We start from the raw sequence: 19,621 nt of genomic DNA, 5'->3' as shown, positions 1-19,621 counted from the left end.
TCCTTTCTAACGGCTTGAGAGTTAACCGTTAGAAACTTATCATTGGCGTGTTAGCCGAGGCACACAATCGAGCCAGGCGTGGACGTTTCCGCAAAGGAAGGGGACGCTTTTGAAAATGCGGCGGGCAGCAACCGATATAACCGAGCTCTACGCACCGCAATTTGAGCAGTTTGGCCTGCAGCTTTCCGGCAAGGGCGCCGTCTTTACCGGTGAGGTGGCAAACGATCGGGCGCACGGACGCGCATGGATCATGCCCCTTTCCCCCACCTGCATCGTCATGGAGCATTTCATTACCCCGATGCACAACATGCACCTAGCCGAATACACGCCCGAACCGTACGCGTGCGTGAGCGAGGTCAGCGCGCCCACGCTCATATGCATGCCCAAGGCTGGCATAACGCCTGCGAACCTTAAGCCACTGCGCGGGCCGTGGCCGAACAGCGCGGTGTGCAGCTTTATCCAAGATAGCTGCGGCGAGGAGCTAAGTCCGCTGTTTGCAGGGCAGCTTTATCACTCGCGCTCGGTGCTCTTTTTGCCTGGATTTTTTGACGAACTGGAGCACCGCTATCCCACCGAGTTCGCGGGAATCTTCGAGGCGTTTGCCGAGCCATGGCACGAGGAGGCGACGTCTGCCATCTGCCACACGCTGCGTCGGATTAACGAGGAACGCGCCCGTACCGTAGGCGGACACGTCTATATGCAAGGCATCGTGGAGACCATGGTCGCGGAGCTCGCCTGTTCGCGCGCGGCCCACAAGCAGGCGCGGCAGGCGGCAGACACACGCGTCAGCATAACCATTGCCGAAGAAGCAACGGCAATGATTGAGCGCGCGCTCGACAAAGGCAGACGTGTGGGTATCAACGAGGTGGCCGAGAGGCTCTACACAAGCCGCTCCAAACTATGCGCCACCTTTAAGGCCCAAACTGGCGAGTCCCTGGGCGCCTACATTCGCAGACGCCGTATAGAGCGAGCACAGGACCTTTTGGCCGATAGCGCGCTCACGATAGCGCAGGTGGCAGAGCGTCTAGGCTACCCTCAGCAGGCCGCCTTCGCCCAAGCCTTCAAGCAACACACCGGCACCACCCCCACCGCCTGGCGCTCCCAACATATATAAAGAATGAAGGCGCCAACGGCGCCCTCATTCACCAAATTCAATCCAGCCCACCTGACCCGAACGGCCGAGTCGTCTGATCGTGGAAGCCCCGAGTCGCCGGGGTGTTTGCTCCAAATGAGTTCCGCATGCAAAGAAGGCCACTAAATGTGGCCTTCGTCTTGCATAGGACTGTTTGAAATTTGGAGGAAATACCCCGGCGACTCGGGGCTTCCCCGGCCTCGCAGCTACGAGAGCGACGTTCTCAGCAACTCGTTGAAGAGCTTCGGGTTGCCCTTGCCGCGGCTCGCCTTCATGCACTGGCCTACCAAAAAGCCGATGACCTTCTGGTTGCCGTCACGATACTGCTGCGCCTGATCGGCACAGTTTGCCAGCACCTCGTCCACGATCGGCTGCAGTGCGCCGGCATCGCTCACCTGACGCATGCCGCGCTCGTCGACGATCTTGTTGGGGTCGTCGCCGGTCTGGGCCATCGCCTCAAAGACCTCGTGCGCCTGGTTGGAGCTGATGGCATCGGTCGCCAGCAGCTTGGCGAGTGCCGCCACCTGAGCCGGCGCGATGCCGGACTCGGCGAGCGACACGCCTGCGCCCTTAAGGTAGGCGATCATCTCGTTGACCAGCAGGTTTGCGACCGTCTGGGCCTCCTTGCCGGCCATACCGGCAGCGGCGGCCTCAAAGAAGTCGGCAAACTCAGGGTCGCCGGCGATCTGCTCGGCGTCAGCCGTCTTAATGCCAAAGTCGGCCTCAAAACGGACGCGCTTGGCATCGGGCAGCTCGGGAATCTCGCCACGGCAGCGGTCGATGAACTCGTCGTCCAGATCGAACGGCGCCAGGTCGGGATCGGGGAACAGACGATAGTCGTCTGCCGTTTCCTTCACACGCATGACCACGGTGCGCTTGCGGCTGGGCTCCCAGTGGCGGGTCTCCTGATAGATGATGCCGCCCTCCTCGAGCACCTCGGCCTGGCGGCAAATCTCGTAGGCAAGGCCGTCGTGCAGACTCTTAAACGAGTTGAGGTTCTTGAGCTCGGTCTTGGTGCCCAACTTGGTCTCGCCACGGCGACGCAGCGACACGTTGCCGTCGCAGCGCATGGAGCCCTTCTCCATGGAGCAGTCCGAAATGCCCAGCGTCACAAAGATGCGACGGAGCTTCTCCATAAACAGGCGAGCCTCCTCGGGCGTGCGCAGGTCGGGCTCGGTGACGAGCTCGATCAGCGGCGTGCCGCAGCGGTTGTAGTCGACGAGCGACTCGGCCGCGGCGGTAATGCGGCCCTCGGCGCCGCCCACGTGAACCATCTTGGCGGCGTCCTCCTCCATGTGGATGCGCAGGATGCGGATGGGCACCGTGTAGGAACCGTCCTCGCGACGCTCGGGCATCTGCAGGTTGGACGCATCGTAGCTGGCCAGATGACCGGCGCGCTGATTGCCCTCGCGCATGGTCGACGTCATGGACGTGGACAGACCCTCGGCGTTGGCCGAGGCGCTCGCCAGGCTCTGGGCCTCGGCCTCGCCAAATGCGCAGTCGGGGCGCTCGGCGGCACCGCGACCGGTCACGTCCAGGTCCAGGTGACCGTACATGGCAAAGGCGACCGGACCCTGCGTGGTCTGAAAGTTCTTGGCCATGTCAGGATAAAAGTAGTGCTTGCGGTAGAACATCGAGTGGCGCTGGATCTCGCAGTTGGTGGCGAGACCTGCCTTGACGATGCTCTCGATGGCGCGCTTGTTGGGCACCGGCAGCGCACCGGGCAGGCCCAGGCACACCGGGCACACGTTGGCGTTGGGCTCGTCATCGTGGCTGAGCTTGCAGTTGCAGAACATCTTGGTATCGAGTGCGGTGAGCTCGGTATGGATCTCCAGGCCGATCACGGCCTCCCAATCCTGCAGGACCTCGGAAAGCTCCTTCATTACAGCTCGCCTCCCTTCCCGGCAAAATCGGGCGCTACGGAAAGCGCGGGCGCACCCGTGGCGGCATCGGCAAAGCCGCGCTCCAGGGCGCGGGCAAACGTGAGCAGCTGACGGTCCTTAAAGGCAGGCCCCACCAGCTGGGCAGAAACGGGCAGCTTGCTGTCCTCGCCCAGGCCCAGCGGCACCGAGATACCGCCGTTGCCGCAAATGTTGAGCGAGATGGTATACAGGTCGGAGAGATACATCTGCGTGGGGTCGCTGATCTCGCCAAACTTAAAGGCCGTGCGCGGCGAGGCGGGCATGAGGATGGTGTCCACCTTGGCATACGCGGCGTCGTAATCCTGCGTGATGAGTGTGCGAGCCTTCTGTGCGGCGTAGTAGTACTTGTCGTACACGCCCGAGCTCAACAGGTAGGCGCCGAGCATCTGACGGCGCTTGGCCTCGGCGCCAAAGCCGTGGGCGCGCGAAAGCGAGCTCTGGTCGGACAGGTTGGCGCAGCCCTCCTCCTGATAGCCGTAGCGAATGCCGTCGAAACGAGCCAAGTTGGAGAACGCCTCGGCCGGGCCGATGACGTAGTAGGCGGCGATGGCGGCGTCCAGGTGCGGCAGGTCGACCTCCACGAGCTCGGCGCCCTGGTTCTGCAGCTCCTGGGCGGCGCGCTGAACAGCGGCCTTGACCTCGGGCGTCAGGCCCTCGGCCTCCATAAACGCAGGGATAATGCCCACGCGCTTGCCCTCGATGCTGTCGTTGAGATGTTCGGTAAAGTCGACGGCGCAATCCTGGCTGGTGCAGTCGTACGGATCATGGCCCGCGCCGGTAAGCGCGTTCATGGCCAGCGCGACATCCTCGACCGTGCGGCCAAAGGGGCCCACCTGGTCGAGCGACGAGCCAAAGGCAACCACGCCGTAACGGCTCACAGCGCCATACGTGGGCTTAAAGCCCACCACGCCGCACAGGCTCGCCGGCTGGCGAATGGAGCCGCCGGTGTCCGAGCCCAGCGAGAGCGCGACCTCGCCCGCGGCGACGGCGGCAGCGGAGCCGCCCGAGGAGCCGCCGGGCACGCGCTCGGTATCCCAGGGGTTGTTGGTGCGGTGGAACGCCGAGCTCTCGGTGGAGCTGCCAAAGGCAAACTCGTCCATGTTGGCCTTGCCCATGGGCAGGCAGCCGGCATCGAGCATGCGCTGGACGCAGGTGGCGGTATAAACGCTCCGGTAGTCCGCGAGCATGCGGGAAGCGCAGGTGGTGCGCGTGCCCACGAGGTTCATGTTGTCCTTGATGGCCAGCGGCACGCCCGCGAGCGGGGGCAGTGGCTTTCCGGCGGCACGGTCGGCATCCACGCGCGCGGCGGCCTCGAGCGCAAGCTCGGGCGCCACCTGCAGGAATGCCTGGACCCCGCCCTCGCGCGCCTCGATGGCGGCGAGGGAGGCTTGGGCCACCTCGGTAGCGGTAAAGTCGCCGGCGGCAACGCCTGCGGCGATCTGGGCGGCGGTAAAGGAATCGAAGCTTAGCGCCATTACTCGCTCTCCCCCTCTCCCAAAATGGACGGCACGCGGAAGTAGCGGTCGCGCGCGCTGCCAGCGTTTTCGAGCGCAATGTCGAGCGGCAGGTCGCGCTCGGGCTCGCGCAGGTCATCGCCCATCACGTTGGACAGGCTTCCGATGGGATGGAACGTGGGCTCCACGTCGGGCAAGTCATATTGCAAGACGGGCTCGAGCATCTGGACGGCGTCGTTCATGTAGGACGTCATCTGGGTGAGCTCGTCATCGGTCAGTGCGATCTTTGCGTACTCGGCGATGCCTCGCACGTCTTTCTCGCTGAGTGCCATAGGCGCTCCCTTCCGCATAACAGTTAAACCGCTCTAGTATACAGGGCAACGCCGCTTGGAGCAGGTGCTTTACCCAAATGCAGCGAAAACGTAACGAGGGCGGCAGGTTGGCAGGCAACGGGCTGGCGGTTCTGCAGCGAAACCGCACCGTCCATAGCGAAAACCGCACCGTCCATAGCGAAAACCGTCCCGCCCACAACGATAACCATCTCGCCCACAACGGAACCGTCCCGCCCGCAACGAAAAGCATCACAACATTCGACACTTTTCGTCAAAATCGCGATTTTCATCGAATGTTGTGATGGTTTGGAAGCCCCGACCACCGCAAAGGTGCCTGTCCCCATTGTGGTGGTTCTGAACAATGTCTTATGCCGAGGCCTTGGCCTTGCGGCGCTTGCGGACCGCATGAATCACGATGTCCAGCAGCAACAGTACAATGGCCACGACCACGATAAGCACGGCGAACTCGCGCTTGCCCCAGTGGCGGCCGGCCAGCGACTTTTGCTTGTCAACGTCCTTCTTGTTGTACTTGGTGCGCACGCAATGCACCAGCAGGCGATGGTCGTTCACGCCGTAGGGCGTGCAGGTGACGAGCGTCACCTTGTCGGCGCCGGGCTCGATGGTCAGCGACTCCATCTCCTCGGGCAGCACCACCTCGGAGTCCACCATCTTGTAGGCGAGCGTCTTGTTCATGGTGTGCAGCAGCACCAGGTCGCCGGGCTTCAGCGAATGGATGTCGTCGAACATGCTCAGGTTGCGCATGCCCGAGTGCGCGGTAAGCACGCAATGCGTCGAGGTGCCGCCCACCGGCAGGCTCGTGCCCTCCAGGTGGCCGACGCCCGCCATAAGGACTTCTTCGCTCGTGCCGTGGTAGATGGGCATGCTCACGTCGATGGAAGGGATCTCGACCCAGCTCATCATGGGGTCGCGGTCAAAGATGAGCTGCTGAGCGTAGGGCTCGATCTGGTCGGCCGGAAGCTCGGTGGCCTCGCCGGCAAGCTGCTCGTTATAGGAGCGCGCTTGGAGCAAGATGCGTTCGCGCTCCTCGGCAGACAGCGCGTCCACGGTGCTGGACACGGTGCTGATCTGGTTGAACACGCCCGAGGCCTCGAGCCGGTCCAAGATCCACGGCCAGGTCATAAGGCCCACGCCGATAAGGATGATGACGATGGTGATGAGCCGGTCGGCCCAGCGCGGCAGTCGCTTGCGGCGGCGCTTGGGCTTTGGTTGAGATTTGGGCTGAGGGCTTGAGCCGCCGTTGTCCACGGCGTTATTGCTCTTCATATGTTTGGCGCCCTGCACCATCGCCGGTCACTCCTCTACAACTCAAGTTGTCTAAACAAATAATAGCCGATTAGCGAGCCCATGCGCCGGACAACACAGCTAGGACCGAAGCACCGCCGACGATTCGAATTCTTGGAGACCTTCTACAGCGCTTCTTGCCATGGATATTCCTTTCCAAACATGCGATCGACTTCGAGCTGAATTCGCTCATCGTCGATTGCCGCCAAAGATAGCGCAAGCGAAATGTCATCGACACGGGAGGAGTTGGCAAACACGGGCGCATAGCGCCACACTTGGATCATCGCCGTTTCGTTATCCGGCAACTCCCCGTCTGCGACTTCGAGGTCGCTCAGTTGACGCCATGCACTTCTTAAGACGGCCTTTTGTTCCATGCCCGGCGCAGCGAGCATCGAACGCGCGGCGAGCGCCGTCTCCCCGGCGTCAACAAGATAGTCGATCTGCGGCGTCTTCCTTGCAAAAAAGACCTTCGAGACAGGCGAGGAGAGCTCTGCCATGTGTTCGCTGAGCAGAAGGTCAACGGCAACAGGGAACACGACGACATGTCGCTCGCAACGCTCGCGCCTCGCGAGTCCCCTGTCGACAAGCTCGGTTATGGCCTCACTCGCACGGCTTGCCGAGATCCCAAGCGCACGACAAAGGTCATAGGGACGATATGGCTCCTGGGCTGCTCCCCAGATTGCGGCAGCCTGCGCGTTGGGTGACATCTTGGTCGCGTGATTGCGAAACCGGACACTGCCCCTCTCCGTGCAGGCCGTGCCCATAAATGGAAGAAAAGCCTGTCTGCCGGGGCAAACAAACGGAATCCCTTGTGCGACCAATGCTTTGCGTTGACGTGCATCGGCATCAGGAAACGAAACGACAACGGGAGTCTCCGCGCGCAAGGCTAGCTGACTATAGACTCTCTTAGCCTCGGGAAGCCCGACGCCAGTAGGCAAACTTGCAAGCAAAAACGAAAAACCGTTTGCGTCAACAGCGCGGACCTCAATCGCCCGCAGATGCAGCGGCAAGCATGCGGATCCAGGCCAAGTTTTGGTCTTGGCGGAAAGGCCTAGTGCTTCTTGTAAGTAGATTAGTGCTTCGTTCATTTCCATTGTTTTCGTTCGATTCCAGTTTGTATTGGAATTATACATAATTTTCGGAATTAAGGAGATACCGTTCGTGCCTAAGCCTACATTTGGGTTTTCAAAATGTCCCGAATCGGCGGGGCGATTCGGGATACAATGTCAATAGAAAACGACACACCCCGCGTAAATGTACGAGAGCGCGGGCGGCCTAGTTTTCTGGTTTTGTTAAATGCCCGGGCTCCGAACCCCGGGCATTCTTATTTGCGCTTGTTGCGGCGCAAATGCCGTCCATCGTCCGCACCGCGCGTGCGCCTACGGACCTTAAACCGAACCTCATACGAGTCAAGAAACGCGATGACGAACGTGCCCGCATCGGACGATGGAGGCTGCCTGCGTTATCCAAAAAAAACGGGGCAAACTCCAGCGTGGAGTCCGCCCCGAAAAGAGGATGGCAAAGCAAGAACGTGGATGAACGAGAAAAGTGTCCGCAAGTCTCATGGCCATCACATCCCACCTGCCAAAGGGATGGGTGAGCGAGCGTTACTCCTGCTCGGACTCCTCAGCCTGCTTACGGCTGCGGATGAGGTGCGCCACGCCGATGCACAGCACCGCGCCACCAGCGATCCACGTGAAGGTCACGCCATTGAGACCGGTGAGCGGGAGGCCAACCTGCTTGGTATCGCCAACGGTGATGTTGAAGATGCCGTCCGTCTTCTCCGAGCCAGACTTCAACGTCAGCTTGTTATCGCCGGAGTCGCCATCGGTGAGGCCGGCGATAACCTTGTCGTTCTGGCCAGTCGTAAGTACTCCAGTGAGCTCAGTAAGACCAGCACCCGGATCATCGGCATTCATGCTCGGCTTGATCTCGAAGGTGAAGGGGTCGACCTTAGCGTAACCAGAGGGGGCAGAAACCTCCGTGACGGTATAGGTGCCGGCGTCGAGTCCGGTGACCTTGATGACACCGCCGTTGGCAGTCACGAATTTCCAGGGATCAGAACCAAGAGAACCATCCTTCTGGACATACAAACTCTTGGATGCGCCGTCGTCCGCTCCAGTGGCCTGAATGGTGAACTCGGCACCGTCGAGGGCTGCCTCGGTACCCAGGTCGACCTTATTGATCTTGAGACCGTAGGTGTAATCCTTGACCGTGTCAGGCTTGGTCTCGCCGCGCTCGCTGGTCATGGGGTTATTGGAGTAGTTGAGCGTCACGGCGTTCTCGTTACCCTCGGTGCCCGCGACGACCGCATCCTTGTTGATTTGCGCCTTATAGGAGACGACGATGTAGGAGTCCTTAGTGACGTCACTGACCTTCTTCAGGTTATCGCAGGTCCACGTCGTCGTCTTGCTGCCGTCTTCGGCAGCCTCGGCGGGCGTTTCCTCCTTGAAATACGCAGTGATATCCGTGCCCTTCGCGCGGGTGAGATCACCCCTCGCATCAGACCTGTTCTTATACAGGTAGATCTTAGCGCCCGTCTGCAGCGTCAGACCCTTGGAGATCTGGTCGGAAAACTCGTAGAAATACGTGTCGTACTTGTCGAAGTTCTCGGCGACGGTGCCGTAGAGGTTGTACGTCACGTCCTGGCCGATCTGGGAATCGGCGGCATCGTGCTCCTTGCCGTCGGCATCGCTCACGATTTTCTTCTCAACGGTAGGGATGCCCGTTTTCTCGTTGACGTTAACGGGCGTGCTTCCCACGACAGTGAAGATGGGAGACGTGCCCGCCTCGCCGTCTCCGATGGTGCCGGCATCGGTCACAAAGAGCCAGTAACCGTGCTCTAGACCGGAGGCAACACCAGCACTCGTTGTCTTTTTGTCAGTAAGATCGTCCACAGCAGCGGCAATCTTATAAGCAATGTTGTCGGGGCCAACGCAATATGCATCGTTGGTTCCCGTCACCTTACTCGTGATCCAGTCTGCAGCGTCCTGGGCGGTCTTGCCCTTGTAAGTCGGCTCCTCATTCTTAATGACACCCTCGACAGCCGCCTTCACGCTACCGTTTGCCCAGGTGATATTACTCACAACCGTCTTACCTTCGACTGTCGCAACATCAGCCTTAAAAATCTGATAGCCATCGAATTCGGTATGGTTGCCCTCAACGTTCGCAATGGTCACCGAGCCGTTCGCAGTCGTCGTGCCCTCGGCAAACGCCATCGTGACCGGTGCCATCACTCCGCCGAAGCTCAGGGCTGCGGTGAGGCCGGCGGTTACTGCCAGGCGTGCGATGTTCTTGGTTGTTTTCATGTTGGGATCTCTTTCTTGGAGGTTGCTTTAATTCTCGTCATCACCAAAAGTCAGCAGGCTCATTTCCCTGCGCTCTAATCGCTACGGAGGTAGTACGCCACTGAGCAAGGGGGGGCAATTATTTATCATGGCGACCTCCTCCCCGCTTGATGACGAGCGCGACGACAATAGCCACTACTCCGATGACGGCCAAAGCCGTTACCAACACCAACGTTCTATCTCCCGTCGAGGGCATAAAGCCTCGACTCACTTCGTTACTTGGGGTGTTAAGCACCGACAACTCGACTAAACCCTTCCCGGCATCGGCGGCATCAACTCGCAGAGGGCTTTCGGCCGATACGGTCACCTTAGGCTTGGCGGCCGCCACCTGGTCGACATCCAGGCTCTCGGCCTTGACCGTCACGCAGCGCGTGCCCTCGAAGGCGGTGTAGCCCTTGGGCGCCTTGAGCTCGCGGACCTCCAGCTTGCCCGAGTCCACGCCCGAGACGGTCACGCGGCCGTCCTCGCCCGTGGTGACGGTGGCCTTGCCCTCCGCATCCCACGTGCCATCGGCCGCCAGCGTACGGCCGCGGTCGTCGGCGATGCTCAGGACCGCCCCGGCAAGCGGCTTGTCGCCGTCGCTGCCGCGCTTGGTGAGCGCGAGATCCCAGGTGTAGGCGCACGCATCGTCGCTCGGCGTGCGGGTGAAGCCGGCGTCGCCGGACTGGTCGGCAAAGGGAGAGCGCGGGTAGCGCAGGTAGACCTCGTTGGGGTTGCCCTTCGCGATGCCGTGGTTGCACGCGCTGTTGAGCGGCGCGTTGTACACGGCGACCACGCGGGCGCCCGCGGTAAAGGCGTCGGCCCCGCCGAGCACGGCGACCAGGTCGCCGGTGCGCACGGTGAAGGTCTTGCCGTCCGCCGCTACCTTGGTGGCGCACTGGGCCGTGATGTCGGTCCAACCCTTCGCGGGCTCGGTGCCGGCGCGGCCGTCCTTGCCGGTCTGGACCGCACCAAAGCCGCCGTCCGCGCCCGCCGCCGCGTACACGCGCATGCTCGCGGCGACCTTGGAGGGGTCGAGCCCCGCGCCCATGGTGTCGACGAACTGCACCGCGTAGGTGTCATAGGCGGAAAGGCCCGCGGGAACCGTGGCCGAGAGGCGCCAGTACAGGTCGTCGGCGACCGTGGCATCGGCGGCCTTCTGCCATGCGGCGGCGCTGTCCTCCAGCACGTGCTTGGCGACCTTGGGGGTCGCCGCCTTGGGCTTGACGGTGACGGCGCCGCCGCCGACCAGGGCCATGATCGGCGCGGTGCCGGCCTCGCCCTGGGCGATGGCGTCGTCGTCGGCGACGATGAGCCAGTAGCCGCAGGGCAGCTCGGCCGCCGTGCCCGCGTTAAGAGTCACGGTCACGGCGCCAGAGCTCTGGAGGGAACGAGCGAGCTGTGCGCTCAGCGCGCTCGTAAGGTGGGAATCGGTGTTGAGCCACTCGGCAGCTTCCTGCGCGGTGGTCTGGGAATTGGGCATACCGGCGCTGTGCAGCACGGGCAGGACGGCGTCGCGCGCGGCGTCGCTTGCCCAGGCGAGCTCGGTGGCGATCTTGGCGTCGCTGTCGCCGTCGACGACGTTGGCGCTAAAAATCTGGTAGGCGTCGTAGCTGCTCGCCACGGTACCGCTCACCGTGATGGAACCGGTCGAGGTCGGCGCGGCCTGCGCGGATGCGGGGAACACAACCGCGCAGATGCCGATCAGGAGGGCAAGCAGCGCAAACAAGATCGGGAAGGAGCAAACTTTCTTATTCACGACGCTCGCCTCCCTTCGCATTCGCCTTGCGACGAATGTGCATCCAGGCCGCAGCAGCGCAAAGCACCGCCGCGCCGGCAAGGTACGTCAGAGTGACGCCCGACATACCAGAAAGGGGCAAAGAGGTGGAGTAGGTGTTGGTGAAGGTGGGAGTGGACTTGCCGGTGAGGTCGTGGGGCGTGTCAGTGGTCACTTCATTGCCATCACGATCCTGAATCTGCTTGTAGGTCGCAGTGACGTCGATATGGTGGTTAGAGTCGTCAGTCGCGTTAACCGTAATCTGATAGACCGACTTGTCGTACGTATAGTGCGAGAACAGCGAACCGTCGTCTTTCTCGCGCACGTAGTACGTGAAGGTCTTGGAAGCACCACGGCCAGTGGGGCCAGACGCGAGCTGGTCGAGTTGATCGAGTTTGTAATCAATCTTGTCGAAGCTCAGGGTCTGGGACTTGTCGCCGTCGGCAGTGGTGGACTTGCTGCTAACGATATCCGTAAAATCTGTGTCGGTCGCAAGCTGGAGCGTGAACTCCTTCATCTCGCCACCCTCAACGACCTTAGTCGCCATAGGCGTCCAGGAGCCCTTCGAGTCGTACGGAGTGAACTTGTTAGTGAAAGTCGTGGAGTCACCCTCACAGATAATTGGATAATAGTCTCCACTCTTCTGCACCTTGCTCCTCGCTTTTACGTTCTCCCACTTCCCAGACGACTCGCGGAATTCGTACTTGGTTACACCGACGTTTTTAATCGTGTAGTTATGGATGTAAAGATCCTTCAGTTGGCTTGAGTTTTCTTTACTCGGAACAGACATGAGCAAGGTCTTGGTATCTTCGGCCGTCACCACAATCTTATACACGCTGGAGTCGTACGTGATGCCAGAATCACCACCGGGATCTTCGACCAAGTAGTATGTGATTTCGTTACCCGCGCCACTCGATGCGAATTGTTCACCAAGGTCAAACGTAATGCTGCCTTCTGCATCATTTGCTGCTGTTCCAACCTCGGTGCAAACGTCGCGATTGAATGTCGTGCCAGCTGTCGTGCCAGCCAAAGGGTCGTCTGAATCCTTGCGATACACCGTAAAGGAGAACTCCCCATCATTGAGCTTGCGGCCTTCCAGCTTCTTGGTCGCCTTGAGCTTGAGGCTCGGATAGACGTACGTATCCGCAGGCACGCCTAGGTACAAGTCGCCATTCGACATGATGCCGCCGCCATGGTCCCAGGAATAGTTGCCCGTGATGAAAGTTCCGGCAGCTTCCTGCGCTTTATTCGCTTCAGCACTTCCAGCTGTGACAGCCGAAGACAGACCGACGCTCCGATAAATCTTCACGCCGCCATTGGCAGGGATATCGATAGGCTCACTGAGTTCTTTGGTATCACTGCATTCTTTGCTTCCAGAATACTTGGCGTCTCCGTCGCCGAGCATCTTGCCGATTACTGCCGCAAGCGGTTCCTGATGGCCAGCCGCTGCCGCAAGGAAGAAATCGGCATGACCCCTATCGCGAAACACCTTCGATCTGTATGCATCTTTATCTTGATTCTTGCCACTACCACCACCTGAAAGATGGGGCGTAACGTCATTGCCGGAATTGTTATCTTTGTCGTAAGGTTTACTGTTATGGTCATCGTTATCATACTCAGCGCCAGCAGACTTATTGCCAAAGATTGCCGTGCCCTTAGTGTTCGTTACCAACGTCTTGCCCGTCGGGCAGACTGCAACGCCACCGCCGTAGCCGCCAGCTTCATTGGCGCTAATGTACGAGTTATATATGAATAGCCTACCAGCAGTATATTCCTTGCCTTGGTCTGAGTTTCCCTGGACGAAGATACCGCCACCGCCCCAGTCAAAGCGAGACATGCAGTAGTTGTTAGTGATGTAGACTTTTCTGCCTGGAGTGCCGTTGCTGTCTGGAGTGCCGTTAATCATCGCGTCGACCATCTGGCCAACGCGGATACCAGCGCCCTCAGATCGGAAGCTCACATTAGAGGCAATTGTTCCTCCCGTAATGTTGAGCCAAGCCGTATCCTTGCGAGACCAGTCTTGTCGACCAACATCGGTAACGTAAACGCCACCGCCAGCTTCCTCGGAATAGTTGCCAGTAATCTGGCCATCGGAAATGGTGACATGGGCGCCGTTATTGGCAGCAAGCCCAGCGCCGCCATGGTCACCGTTGCCATCGTGGCCGCAAGATTTAGCCATTCTATTATTCGTGATATAGCCACCAGAAACGGTCACGATGCCGCCCACGGCCATAATGCCGCCACCGAGTCCCGCGCCGAGTGTGCTATTACCGGAGATTATGCCATTAGTTATGGCGACCTCGGAATAACGGGCATACACACCACCGCCACTATTAGCGCTGTTGCCGGCAATGACGCCGCCAGTCAGTTTAAGGGTCGAGGCGACGCCTTTCTCGTTGGATACCATAATACCCGCGCCGTCACCCGAGCCGAAAGCGCCGCAAACGTATCCGCCGCTCATGTTGACAGTAGAGCCGTTCTCGGCATAGATGAGGTTGCCGATTTGGCCATCTTTCTTTTGCGTGAGCACGCCGCTTTCAAGATTAAAGTGGCCGCCATTGAAAAGGTTGACGAGCCTTAACCCAGCAGCTTTGGTATCGCTGCAAGCCACAATGGCACCCTTGATATCAGCCTCATACGCTTTAAGAGTTTCGTTTGTAACGGTTCCGCTTGCGACCGATTCGGTTACGTAATAGGTAAGCTTGGTCGGGATGTTAGAATCGCCGTACTCCATTGAAGCGAGATTGCCACATTTGTTTTCTTGATTAGCCGGGATCTCTTTTGCGGCAGCTTGCTGGCCGTCCTTGACGGTCAGCGTCGCACCGCCGGTGATATTGAACAGAGGCTGATTTGAACTCGTATGCTTAATCTTATGGCCGTTTAGATCCAGCGTGATTTTGCTGTCTTTTTGCCCGAGCTGAATTATCGTGCTGGTATCAATATCTTTCGTAAGCTGAAAGTTGGCAGTGCCTTTCGCATTCTCCAGCTTATCTTTCAGCATACTCGCGCTATCTATCATCTCATCGGATGCCGTTTCAGCCTGCTCGTTTTCCGCAGCCGTAACACCGGTTTCACCATCCGAAGTCGTTGTGCCCTCGTTCTGCTGCTCTTCCTCGGACTGTCCCCCAAGCTGGGCATCGTCGCCAGCTTCGTCGCCCTCGGTCTCGTCACTATTCTGGTTCTCGGCATCCCTGCCAGTAGTGTTGTCTACATCAGTAGACTCAGTTGAGGAACCCCCCCCCATCACAGTTTCCTCGGTAGAAACCGTCTGGGCATCGTTGGCGATGGCCTGCGAGATCGGAGGCATGACGAGCGACAGTACCAGGCTCAACACGGAGGCTCCGCACAAAACGCCTGCCAGTACACGGCGCGTCGCTTTATTACTCTGCTTAGATTTGTCCGAATTCGCTTTCATCGATGTCTCCTCCCCAAGAGACCGCGATCTTGCTCTTTCACCATCAAACTTGGGCGCGCAACCTATAATTGCTCGCGCTCGATATGCATATTACTATTCTTTGTTTAAACAACGCAAGCCTAACAATGTCAATTTTACTTCGCGTTGCCTTAACTTCTTGACAATTATTCAAACTATGCATTGTTTTTCGAGGGTTAAATTTCGGAAAGATGCTGGTAAACTCGTTAGCAAATCTAGATAAATGACACTTTACCATTGTTTGTACAACATTTTGTTTTAACCCGCTCAATCTGTGAACGGTCAAAATTGCGCCATGAATGGCAGTATATCTACCTGCAAATATTAGCTTTGAGCTAATTGGTCAATTACTGCACAACCAGCGTATGCCGACATGTTCATACATCGACACTTGAATGACATCGCATGTTACCGGCTGCAAATCTCCTCGCTACAAAAAAGCGTTCCAACAATCGACTGTTGGAACGCTTGGAAAACCACCACAAAGGCGCTCTGCCCTCTTTGTGGTTGCCCCCAGGCGCTACAGAAGATGTTCCTCGATAAAGATCGCGATGCCGTCTTTGTCGTTGCTGGCGGTTACAAAGTCGGCGGCGGAGCGGGTGGCCTCGCTGCCATTTGCCATGGCCACACCCACGCCGGCGTCAGCCACCATGCAGGTGTCGTTATCGGCATCTCCAAACACGCAGATGTTCTGGAGCTCCATGTCGTTGAGCTCCGCCACGCGCACAAGGCCGCGCGTCTTGGACACGCGCGGATCCATGAACTCGTAGAGCCGCTGCGTGGTTTGCAGAGCCGCCGCCTTAACGGTGTCGTCGGCAAACGTCGACGCCCGCTCAATCACCCGCGGCATTACCTCGGGCGCCATGGCAAACATCACCTTGGGCTGTGGCTCGCGCAAAAACTCGGCAAAGTCGACCACCTGGTAGGGCACGCCGTCGACGCGCGACAGGTGCTCGACGCACGCGTTGCTCTCGGGCACGTAGAACACGCCGTCTCGGGGGCAGACGGGCGTTGCCGGAAGGTCCGCCATGTGCTTGCAGATGCGCGCGATAGTCTCGCCCGGCAGTGGATAGCTCAGCTCGTTGATGTCGTGCGCGCGGTCGATGACCTCGGCGCCGCCACAGCCCACCAGCACGTCTACCAAGCCTTCGATGGCCCAGAGCTTGTACATGGCCTCGGTCGCATGGGCGTCGCGCCCGGTGCACAGGCCAAAGAGCACGCCGCGCTCGCGCAGGGCGCGGATCGCCGCCACGGTGCGCGGGGACACCGTGTGCTGGCTCGTGAGCAGCGTACCGTCGATATCGCAGAACACGGCTTTGATGTGGCTGAAGGTGGTGTCCATGAGGGCCTTTCTGGGTAGCGCGGCGGTGTGGGGTGCATTCGTAAGCGGCGTACATGGTATACCAAGGCGCGCACGGGGCGCTTTGGTGCAAAACCACCACAAAGGTGCCTGGCCCCTTTGTGGTGGTTGCGACGTCTACGGGCCAAACCATCACAACATTCGATGTTTTTCGGCAAAATCGAGATTTTTACCGAATATTGTGATGGTTTCTTACCGCTTTACGGCACGATCCAAGTGATCGCGTCCAAACAGCAGCAACGCCGCAGGGACCGCCGTCACGACCATGCCTGCCCCCACGAGTGTCCGTTGTACGCCAAATGTTGCCGCCAGCCACGGGGCAATTGCCAGAGGGGCCACGCCAGCGAACATATTGCCAAAGCCCATGACCGAATTGACGCGACCAAGCTGCTCGAGCGGAGCCGTCGTTTGCACAATGGTGTTGTGGAGCGGGTTGACGACACCCCAAGCAATGCCCAGGGCGATCTGGCCGACGAGGGCCACGCCCACGTACGGCGTCCCCACATAGAGCAGACTTCCCAGGCCCACGGACATGAGCGCCACGAGCAGCGTTTTAAGGTTGACCAGGTGCGGCGGCAAGCGGAGCGCGAGCACGGCACCCAGCACCGCGCCCACACCGCAGGCCGACGAAAGCCAGCCCATCCACTCAACGCCGACGTGCAGGACATCGCGATAGAAAAACGACTCGAGCGGATCGAAGGCCCCGTAGCCAAAGTTCGAAAGAAAAATGATACAAAACAGCAGGGCAAGAACGCTGTTGGTAAAGACCGTCTTGATGCTGGTCGCGAAGGTGACGCGGGAGGATATGCTGGGGTTGGAGCTTTGTCCCGCACGCTCCCCTTCCTCTGCCGAATCGGCATCCACATGTCCGGCGACATGGCTGGCCTGCGGCCTAAAGCCCCAACTGACGACGAACGCCAACACGGTAAAGAGCATCATGAGCACGAACACCGCGCGCGACGATGCAGCCGCCGCGACAAAGCCGCCCAGCGTGGGTCCAACGATAATGCTCACGTTTGAGAACATGGCGATGGCGGAATTGATGTCTTTGAGTTCGGCGGGGTCGTCGGTGAGGTAGGCCGGATAAGATGTGGCGATGGGTTGGGCAAATCCCATCGTAAAGCCTAGGAGCACCGCGCCGAGCAGGACAATGCCGGTCGCATCACCAAAGGCAATGATTGCCGTGCCGGTTATAAGCGTGCCGACGATGCTCAGCAAGAAATGACGGCGCGGGCCCCAGGCGTCGAGTGCCGCGCCACCCGCAAAGGATCCCAGGATCACGAAAACGTTCATGAACAGGACGGCCAGCGATGTCGCGACGACTGAGGCATCGTCCGCATAGGTAAGCGTTCCGATGACGCCGATAAAATAACTGGTCTGAAACCCGGTGTAGATGAGGAAGCGCATTGCCACCAGGCGCTTGGCCTGCACGGACAGCGATGATTGAGGTTTTGAGAAAAGAGAGGCGAGCATGGAGACTCCTTGTTTCATACGAATACGGGCGGTGGGCATTCGCCACCGTCTGTCAAATCAATCTATCCGCATGAAACATTAAGGACACATCGAGCCCCTTCTCTCCGTTTTCCGTCCGTCATGAACTACTTGGTAGATTGTAAGGCATGTCCCACACATCTACTAAAACAAAAACCACCACAAAGGTGCCTGGCCCCTTTGTGGTGGTTGCGACGTTTACGCTGGTTGAGACTTGGCTAGGCCAGGTCGGCGCCGTTGGTGGCGATGACCTTCTTGTACCAGAAGAAGCTGTCCTTGCGGCTGCGGGCGAGCGTGCCGTTGCCGTCGTTGTCCTTGTCGACGTAGATGAAGCCGTAGCGCTTCTTCATCTCGCCGGTCGAGGCGCTCACCAAATCGATGCAGCCCCACATGGTGTAGCCCATCAGGTCCACGCCGTCCTCGATGGCAATCTCCATCTGCTTGATATGCTCGCGCAGGTAATCGATGCGGTAGCCGTCGTGAATCGCACCGTCCGCCTCGACCTCGTCCACCGCGCCCAGGCCGTTCTCGACGATCATCAGCGGCACCTGGTAGCGGTCGTAGACCTCCTCCAGGTAGTAACGCAGGCCCTCGGGGTCGATCGCCCAACCCCAATCGCTCTTCTTGAGGTACTCGTTGCCGGCGCCACCAAAGATGTTGCCCTGCTCCAGCAGCACCGGGTCAGCCGTGGCCGTGGCGCTCATGTAGTAGCTAAAGCTGTAGAAGTCGACCTTGCCGGCGGCCAGCGTGGCGGCGTCCTCGGGCGAAACCTCCACGTGCACGCCTTCGCGGCGCCACACGCTGGGCGCCCACGAGGGATACGCACCGCGCACCTGCACGTCGCCGCAGTAGAAGTTCATCTCGCGCTGCTGCTTTTGTGCGGCCAGAACGTCTGCCGGATTGCACGTGTGCGGGTAGCAGGCGTTGCCGGCGATCATGCAGCCGATCTTGTTCTGGGGATCGATCTGATGGCCCATGGTGACGCACTTGGCGCTCGCCAGGAACTGATGGTGCAGGGCATCGAAGCGCGCCTGCGGGTCGTCCCAGTCGCAGTCGCCAAAGGCCATGGGCGTGTCGGTTGCCTCGGGCACCATGCCGCCGCCCATCACGCCGCCAAAGCCGCCCATGAGCAGGCAATTGATTTCGTTAAAGGTGAGCCAGTAGCGCACCAGGCCCTTGTACTCGGTCATGACGGTGCGGGCGTAGTTGAGGTAGAAATCGATGAGCTTGGGGTTCTTCCAGCCTCCGTAGTTTTTGGACAGACCATAAGGCAGCTCATAGTGGCTAAGGGTGACCATGGGCTCGATGCCCTGCTCCTGACAGGCCTGGAACACACGGCGGTAGAACTCGATGCCGGCCTGGTTGGGCTCGGCCTCGTCGCCGTTGGGGAAGATACGGCTCCAGTTGATGGACATGCGGTAGCACTTAAAGCCCATCTCGCCAAAAAGCTTGATGTCGTCGAGATAGTGATGGTACATGTCCACGGCCTCGTGGCTGGGATAGTGGTACTGGGGCAGAATGCCGTCGGTAATGTGGCGCGGCTCGGAGACCGTGCCGCCGGTCATGATGTCGGGAACGCCGAGGCCCTTGCCGTCCTCGTTGTATCCGCCTTCGCACTGATTGGCGGCAGTGGCACCGCCCCACAGAAATCCATCGGGAAAAGCCATGTTGGCTCCTTTCGTACGTGTTGGGATGTTGCGTGGACGCCGAAGCGGCGTCCACGAGGTAATTTGCGTCCCGATCGGAGTTCGCGTTGAGTCGGCCGCCACGAAACCGGCCCATCTACTACGTTTGGTCGTGAACCCCCGACCACGCCGCAATTGTCAAAAATAAAACCGCAGGTAGACGGCTTGGCGGTTTTCGAAAAACCACCGTGTGGTTGGCCCCTACCACTTAAACGTAGTAGATAGGCCGGTTTCGTGGCGAGGCATGTTGCGGGACGCGCACGGACCGACCCATCGAAACTATGCCGGCTTAAGATATGCGGACGGAGCTGACGGAGACGACGTTTGCCCAGATAAAACCGACCAAAATAAACCTGTCCCTTATTGGCAGGTTCAAAACCATGCCGGTTTACGGGGCAGAACCAGTG

At 59.5% G+C, this 19,621-nt stretch carries 12 protein-coding genes; 1 reads left to right on the top strand and 11 read right to left on the bottom strand.

Annotation, left to right across the window (positions count from 1 at the left end):
• The first annotated feature begins 115 nt into the window (after positions 1–115).
• Entirely contained in the window at positions 116–1,114 is a 999-nt protein-coding gene (locus DW796_RS04485) for an AraC family transcriptional regulator (protein ID WP_117797055.1), read from the top strand.
• Between the two features lie 224 nt (positions 1,115–1,338).
• On the opposite strand, the gene gatB is transcribed toward DW796_RS04485, so the two are convergent.
• From gatB to DW796_RS04425, 11 genes are all read right to left on the bottom strand, one after another.
• Positions 1,339–3,015 carry an Asp-tRNA(Asn)/Glu-tRNA(Gln) amidotransferase subunit GatB gene (gene gatB / locus DW796_RS04480; protein ID WP_117648459.1) on the bottom strand — a complete coding sequence of 559 codons (1,677 nt, stop codon included), beginning with the start codon at positions 3,013–3,015 and terminating at the stop codon, positions 1,339–1,341.
• Positions 3,015–4,529, bottom strand: a complete 1,515-nt coding sequence (gene gatA / locus DW796_RS04475; RefSeq protein WP_118094388.1) for an Asp-tRNA(Asn)/Glu-tRNA(Gln) amidotransferase subunit GatA — start codon at positions 4,527–4,529, stop codon at positions 3,015–3,017. Before gatA ends, gatB begins: the two co-directional genes overlap by 1 nt.
• Positions 4,529–4,840: an Asp-tRNA(Asn)/Glu-tRNA(Gln) amidotransferase subunit GatC gene (gatC, locus tag DW796_RS04470; RefSeq protein WP_118094387.1), complete on the bottom strand. Its 312-nt coding sequence runs from the start codon at positions 4,838–4,840 to the stop codon at positions 4,529–4,531. Before gatC ends, gatA begins: the two co-directional genes overlap by 1 nt.
• Positions 4,841–5,206: 366 nt before the next feature.
• The gene (locus tag DW796_RS04460; protein ID WP_158567686.1) at positions 5,207–6,124 is read right to left on the bottom strand and encodes a class C sortase; all 918 of its coding nucleotides are present in this window, start codon (positions 6,122–6,124) and stop codon (positions 5,207–5,209) included.
• Positions 6,125–6,267: 143 nt separating this feature from the next.
• Positions 6,268–7,236, bottom strand: coding sequence for a helix-turn-helix domain-containing protein (locus DW796_RS04455; protein ID WP_118094384.1), 969 nt, complete (start codon positions 7,234–7,236; stop codon positions 6,268–6,270).
• A 513-nt stretch (positions 7,237–7,749) separates the two neighbouring features.
• Positions 7,750–9,450, bottom strand: coding sequence for an isopeptide-forming domain-containing fimbrial protein (locus tag DW796_RS04450; protein ID WP_118094383.1), 1,701 nt, complete (start codon positions 9,448–9,450; stop codon positions 7,750–7,752).
• Positions 9,451–9,568: 118 nt separating this feature from the next.
• Positions 9,569–11,227: a SpaA isopeptide-forming pilin-related protein gene (locus DW796_RS04445; RefSeq protein WP_158567685.1), complete on the bottom strand. Its 1,659-nt coding sequence runs from the start codon at positions 11,225–11,227 to the stop codon at positions 9,569–9,571.
• On the bottom strand, positions 11,220–14,660 hold the full coding sequence (locus tag DW796_RS04440) for a Spy0128 family protein (protein ID WP_118094381.1): 3,441 nt from the start codon (positions 14,658–14,660) through the stop codon (positions 11,220–11,222). The genes DW796_RS04445 and DW796_RS04440 overlap by 8 nt, the downstream gene beginning before the upstream one ends.
• A gap of 538 nt (positions 14,661–15,198) precedes the next feature.
• The gene (locus DW796_RS04435) at positions 15,199–16,020 is read right to left on the bottom strand and encodes an HAD family hydrolase (protein ID WP_118094380.1); all 822 of its coding nucleotides are present in this window, start codon (positions 16,018–16,020) and stop codon (positions 15,199–15,201) included.
• Positions 16,021–16,230: 210 nt separating this feature from the next.
• Positions 16,231–17,511 (bottom strand): MFS transporter, encoded by a 1,281-nt coding sequence (locus DW796_RS04430; RefSeq protein WP_158567684.1) that lies wholly within the window; start codon positions 17,509–17,511, stop codon positions 16,231–16,233.
• A gap of 236 nt (positions 17,512–17,747) precedes the next feature.
• Positions 17,748–19,196: a glycoside hydrolase family 1 protein gene (locus tag DW796_RS04425; RefSeq protein WP_117563637.1), complete on the bottom strand. Its 1,449-nt coding sequence runs from the start codon at positions 19,194–19,196 to the stop codon at positions 17,748–17,750.
• Positions 19,197–19,621: the final 425 nt, after the last annotated feature.

The organism is Collinsella sp. AM31-2AC (assembly GCF_003469285.1).
GTDB lineage: Bacteria > Actinomycetota > Coriobacteriia > Coriobacteriales > Coriobacteriaceae > Collinsella > Collinsella aerofaciens_AT.
This window is presented reverse-complemented; position numbering and strand designations above follow the sequence as displayed.